We start from the raw sequence: 5,511 nt of genomic DNA on the forward strand, positions 1-5,511 counted from the left end.
TAAGCAATATTGCTTAGTTTTTTTTAGAAAATGCCTTAAAAAAACAATCCGTATTTTTATCGTGACAGTAATAATATGGTAAAATTAGAGTATTGAAAATTACAAAATTTGAAAGGAAAGAAAAATGAAATTATTTCAACACAACACCCTTGCAGCTTTGATGTCAGGACTTTATGAAGGAACTTTAACGATTGGAGAGCTTTTGAAAAAAGGCAACTTTGGTATTGGAACCTTGTCAGGTATCAATGGTGAGTTGATTGTCTTGGATGGCAAAGCTTATATTGCAACAGGAGACAAAAAAGTACGTCAAGTAGAAGACAATGAAACTGTCCCATACGCTGCAGTATCTCATCATGAAGCAACACTTTCTTTCCAACAAGAAGAAAAAATCGCCAGCGAAGAACTCTTCAAAAAAATTGAAAATGAGTTTAATAGCGAAAATACCTTTTATACAATTAAAATGACTGGTGATTTTGATATGATGCATGTGCGCATGGCTCCAGGCGCAGCAGAAGGCGAACCTTTTGCTAAAGTAGCAGAAAATCAACCCGAATATAAAGAGGAGAACGTCAAGGGAACTATCGTCGGTTTTTGGACTCCAGAAATGTTTCATGGTGTAAGTGTCGCTGGATACCATCTGCATTTTCTTGCTGATTCATGCAATTTTGGTGGCCATATTTTAGGATTTACTGGCTTTTCCGGTAAAGTAGAAATAGGCCAAGTGGATGCCTTAGAGCAAAATTTCCCAACAAAATCTCAAAACTTCCTCCAAGCCAAATTTAATCTTGAGCAACTCAAAAAAGATATTGAACAAGCGGAATAAAAAAACTGCAGAAATGCAGTTTTTTATGTGAACAGCTTCTATTTTTTGCGTATTAATTAATGAATAACACCAAAAATGGAGGCTGCATGATTAAAAACTTTGAAATATTACGTTTAAAAAAGCAGGAATGTCTAATTTAGGGATTTTGAAACTGATTGATTATCAGAGGAGGCATGAAGCAAAACTCACTCTACGCCAGTTAGCGCGGATTGCAGAGGTCAAAACTGTCCCTAATTTTATTGAGAGTTATAAGAGTCAAGATGTGAAACGACTTCGTGAGCAATACAAAATTTTCCCCTCCTTTTCCATTTTAGATGACATTTATCCCGAATGGCTGAGAGAAACATATAATCCGCCTGCCCTCCTTTTTTACCGAGGAGATCTTAAATTGCTTAGTCTTCCTAAACTTGGGTTTGTAGGTAGTCGTGAAATGTCTAAGGAAGCACCAAGAATAATCCACAAGCTTATTGAGGAATTAAAGCAAAACTTTGTTATTGTGAACGGATTAGCACGCGGTGTTGACACCTCAAGCCATGTAGCAGCTGTAAAACAAAAAACTCCAACCATTGCTGTCATTGGTAATGGGTTAGATATTAGTTATCCAAAAGAAAATCGTAAATTACAAGAATACTTAGCAGCACATGAATTAGTTTTATCAGAATACCTTGTAGGAGAGCAACCCCTCAAGTTTCATTTCCCAGAGAGAAATAGAATCATTGCTGGTCTTTCCCGTGGTGTTGTCGTTGTAGAAGCAAAACAACGTAGTGGTAGCCTTATCACAAGTCGTTATGCTTTAGAGGGTAATAGAGAAGTTTTTGCTGTACCTGGAGATATTTTGAATAGAAATGCTTCTGGCTGTAATCAATTAATCCAACAAGGTGCAGCCAAGCTTGTCACTCATGGACAAGATATTTTAGATGAATTTTATTTATATGAAGGGAATTTCTTTCCTTAATTTTTTATAAAAATTGAAAATTTATAAATCTATGTAAAATTAGTAAAACCAAGGACTGACAGAACTTTTTTCCTTTTAATAAATGTTTAATTCTCCTATAAGAAAAACACTTTTGGTTTTATTACTTGACATCTGACCTAAAAGCCTATATTATTAGACTATTGAAATTTGAAAAAATAGGTAAATATATGGCGAAAGCAAGTGAAAAACAAACAACTACAAAAAAGAAAACGAGCAGTAAGAAAACTGCGAGTAAAAAGAAAACAAAAATTGTTAAAGGCAAAAATCTCGTAATTGTTGAGTCACCTGCTAAAGCAAAAACAATTGAAAAATATTTAGGGCGAAACTACAAAGTTGTGGCATCTGTTGGGCATATACGTGATTTGAAAAAATCAACAATGTCCGTAGACATTGACAATGATTATGAACCACAATATATTAATATACGTGGAAAAGCACCGCTGATCAATTCTCTTAAAAAAGAGGCTAAAGCAGCAAAAGCTGTTTACTTAGCAAGTGACCCGGACCGAGAAGGAGAAGCCATTGCTTGGCACTTGGCACATATTTTAGGTCTTCCTTTGGAAGATAAAAATCGGGTTGTTTTTAACGAAATTACTAAAGATGCTGTTAAAAATGCATTTAAAGAACCACGTAGTATTGATGTTGATTTGGTAGATGCACAACAAGCACGACGTATTTTAGACCGTTTAGTTGGGTATTCAATCAGTCCAATTCTTTGGAAAAAAGTTAAAAAAGGATTATCAGCTGGTCGTGTCCAGTCTATTGCCCTCAAACTCATTGTTGATCGAGAAAACGAAATTAATGCTTTTATCCCTCAAGAATATTGGTCAATTGATGGCGAATTTAAAAAAGGAGCTAAAAAGTTTAAAGCTGCTTTCTGGGGTGTTGATGGTAAGAAACGTGCACTAAATAACAATGATGATGTGATGGAAGTTATGTCTCGGTTGTCTGGTCCAGATTTCGATGTCGATAAAGTAGAGAAAAAAGAACGTCGTAGAAATTCACCACTTCCATACACAACAAGCTCAATGCAACAAGATGCGGCCAATAAAATTAATTTCCGTACACGGAAAACCATGATGGTTGCCCAACAACTATATGAGGGGCTCACATTGGGTGCACAAGGCCACCAAGGGCTGATTACCTATATGCGTACCGATTCAACACGTATCTCTCCAGTGGCGCAAGGCGTAGCTGCAGACTTCATTACAGAGCGTTTTGGTGCTAAGTATAGCAAGCATTCGTCAAAAGTTTCTAATAAAGCTGGAGCTCAAGATGCCCATGAAGCAATCCGTCCCACTAATGTCCTTAATACCCCTGAAGCAATTGCAAAATATTTAGACAAAGATCAGTTAAAACTTTACACTTTAATTTGGAATCGCTTTGTGGCAAGCCAAATGACAGCTGCTATTTTTGATACGATGAAAGTAAACCTTTCACAAAATGGTGTAATTTTCATTGCCAATGGCTCACAAGTTAAATTTGATGGTTATTTAGCTATCTATAACGACTCTGAGAAAAACAACATGCTTCCTGATATGGCAGCTGGAGATATTGTTAAGAAAGCAAATCTCAAACCTGAACAGCACTTTACTCAGCCGCCTGCCCGTTACAGTGAAGCAACTTTGATTAAAGTCCTGGAAGAAAATGGAGTTGGCCGTCCATCAACATATGCACCGACTCTTGAAACAATCCAAAAACGTTATTATGCCCGTTTAGTGGCCAAACGTTTTGAACCAACTGAACTAGGCGAAATTGTAAATAAACTTGTGGTTGAATTTTTCCCGAACATTGTAAATACTGAATTTACAGCCGAAATGGAAAAAGATCTGGATAAGGTAGAAGAAGGACAGCGTCGCTGGGTTGATGTCGTTGATCAATTTTATAAACCTTTTGCCGTCGAACTTGAAAAAGCCGAAGTTGAAATGGAAAAAATCGTCATTAAAGACGAACCAGCTGGTTTTGATTGTGACGTTTGTGGACATCCAATGGTAATTAAGTTGGGACGATATGGCAAATTCTATGCATGTAGTAATTTCCCTGAATGTCACAATACCAAAGCCATTGTAAAAGAAATTGGCGTAACCTGTCCAAGTTGCCACAAAGGGCAAATCATTGAACGTAAGACAAAGAAAAATCGTCTTTTCTATGGTTGTGACAGATACCCTGATTGCGAATTTACAAGCTGGGATAAACCTGTTGGCCGTTCTTGTCCAAAATGTGAGCACTATTTGGTAGAAAAGAAAGTTCGTGGCGGTGGCAAACAAGTAGTATGTAGTAATGAAACTTGTGACTACAAAGAGGAAAAACAAAAATAAAATCATTTTACATAATTAATTTTATGTTTAATATAGAAAGTTAAAATGAATAAAACACATATAAACGTTATTGGCGCAGGTCTTGCGGGTTCTGAAGCTGCTTACCAAATTGCAAAACGCGGTATTCCAGTAAAACTTTACGAAATGCGTGGCGTTAAAGCTACGCCTCAGCATAAAACAGACAAATTTGCCGAGTTGGTTTGTTCAAATTCTTTCCGTGGAGCAGCAATCACAAATGCTGTGGGACTACTGAAGGAGGAAATGCGTCGTTTGGATTCTGTCATGATGCAAGCTGCCGAAAAAACACAAGTACCAGCTGGCGGAGCTTTAGCAGTTGACCGTGAAGAGTTTTCAGCTTTTATTACTCAAGCTGTTTCAGAAAACCCTTTGATTGAGGTAATCCGCGGTGAAATTACAGATTTACCTAACTTAGACGAAGAAATTACAATTATTGCAACTGGTCCTTTAACAAGTGATGCTTTAGCTGCAAAAATTCATGAATTTAATGGTGGAGATGGCTTTTATTTCTATGATGCTGCAGCTCCGATTATTGATGCGAATACAATAGATTACGATAAAGTCTATAAAAAATCTCGTTACGATAAAGGAGAAGCGGACTATATTAATTGTCCAATGACAAAGGAAGAATTCAATAATTTCCAACAAGCTTTAATTACTGCTGAAGAGGCCCCACTCAATTCATTTGAAGATCTAAAAGTTTTCGAAGGCTGTATGCCAATCGAGGAAATGGCTAAACGTGGTTATAAAACAATGTTATTTGGACCAATGAAACCTGTTGGATTAGAATATCCTGATACATATACAGGTCCACGTGATGGTGATTTTAAAACGCCTTATGCCGTTGTACAGTTGCGCCAGGATAATGCTTCGGCATCTTTGTATAATATCGTAGGTTTCCAAACTCACCTTAAGTGGGGGGAGCAAAAACGTGTTTTCCAAATGATACCTGGATTAGAAAATGCTGAATTTGTACGTTATGGTGTAATGCATCGAAATTCATACATGGATTCTCCTAACCTACTCAAGCAAACTTTCCAATCAAGAAAACAAGAAAATCTTTTCTTTGCCGGTCAAATGACTGGTGTAGAAGGTTACGTTGAATCAGCAGCAAGTGGTTTGGTTGCCGGAATAAACGCTGCTCGCCTTTTTAAGGGTGAAGAAGAAATCATATTCCCGCAAACAACAGCTATTGGTGCTCTCCCATATTACATCACACATACAGACAGTAAACATTTCCAACCTATGAATGTGACCTTTGGTATTGTCAAAGAACTTGAAGGTACCCGTATCCGTGATAAAAAAGAACGTTATACGAAGGTTGCTGAGCGAGCATTAGAAGACTTAAGCCAAATCATTGAAAAAAATGTAATAAT

At 37.0% G+C, this 5,511-nt stretch carries 3 protein-coding genes and 1 pseudogene; all 4 read left to right on the top strand.

Translation table 11 applies throughout. From position 1 onward, the window contains the following. Positions 1-124 precede the first annotated feature (124 nt). Positions 125-823, top strand: a complete 699-nt coding sequence (budA, locus tag LACDD01_RS02380; protein WP_061413089.1) for an acetolactate decarboxylase — start codon at positions 125-127, stop codon at positions 821-823. A gap of 86 nt (positions 824-909) precedes the next feature. Next, positions 910-1,778, top strand: a pseudogene (gene dprA, locus LACDD01_RS02385) (DNA-processing protein DprA). A 188-nt stretch (positions 1,779-1,966) separates the two neighbouring features. Continuing rightward, positions 1,967-4,117 (top strand): type I DNA topoisomerase, encoded by a 2,151-nt coding sequence (topA, locus tag LACDD01_RS02390; RefSeq protein ID WP_061413090.1) that lies wholly within the window; start codon positions 1,967-1,969, stop codon positions 4,115-4,117. A gap of 45 nt (positions 4,118-4,162) precedes the next feature. Continuing rightward, positions 4,163-5,511: methylenetetrahydrofolate--tRNA-(uracil(54)-C(5))-methyltransferase (FADH(2)-oxidizing) TrmFO (gene trmFO, locus LACDD01_RS02395; protein ID WP_082779258.1), on the top strand; the 1,349-nt coding region annotated here is incomplete at its 3' end.

It is taken from the genome of Lactococcus sp. DD01, assembly GCF_001578715.1.
In the GTDB taxonomy this organism is placed as follows: domain Bacteria; phylum Bacillota; class Bacilli; order Lactobacillales; family Streptococcaceae; genus Lactococcus; species Lactococcus petauri.

What these genes read in the sequence shown, in the direction of transcription:
- topA (WP_061413090.1), top strand. Translation starts at nt 1,967, where the DNA reads ATGGCGAAAGCAAGTGAAAAACAAACAACTACAAAAAAGAAAACGAGC.
- budA (WP_061413089.1), top strand. Translation starts at nt 125, where the DNA reads ATGAAATTATTTCAACACAACACCCTTGCAGCTTTGATGTCAGGACTT.